Annotated in this window: 1 protein-coding gene; it reads right to left on the bottom strand. The window is 73.4% G+C overall.

Translation table 11 applies throughout. The features are described from left to right. Positions 1 to 263: hypothetical protein (locus tag SB719_RS20770; RefSeq protein ID WP_412159831.1), on the bottom strand; the 263-nt coding region annotated here is incomplete at both ends.

Genomic DNA, 263 nt, shown 5'->3' with positions numbered 1-263 from the left:
GGAACGCAGCAGGCCAAGACGAGAGCCGGCGCCAGGGCGCTCGCCACCAAGGCGACGGACGGCCCAGCGACGTCGGCAGTTGCCCCGTAGAGGAGCGCGCCCAGTGCCGTTCCGAGCTGAACCGCCGTGTCCATCCAGCCGTTCGCCTCGGTGCGCATGGAAGCGTCGGCATGCGCATCCGCCGAGACGTAGCCGGCGATCAGACCGGGCGCCAGGAACGCCCCCGCCAGGGCGAACCCGAGGAGCGAGGCGGCGAGGCCGCC

Source organism: Pantoea sp. SIMBA_079 (assembly GCF_046940275.1).
In the GTDB taxonomy this organism is placed as follows: domain Bacteria; phylum Pseudomonadota; class Gammaproteobacteria; order Enterobacterales; family Enterobacteriaceae; genus Pantoea; species Pantoea borealis.
The sequence above is the reverse complement of the archived record's forward strand: the minus strand, read 5'-3'. Positions and strand labels throughout refer to the sequence as shown.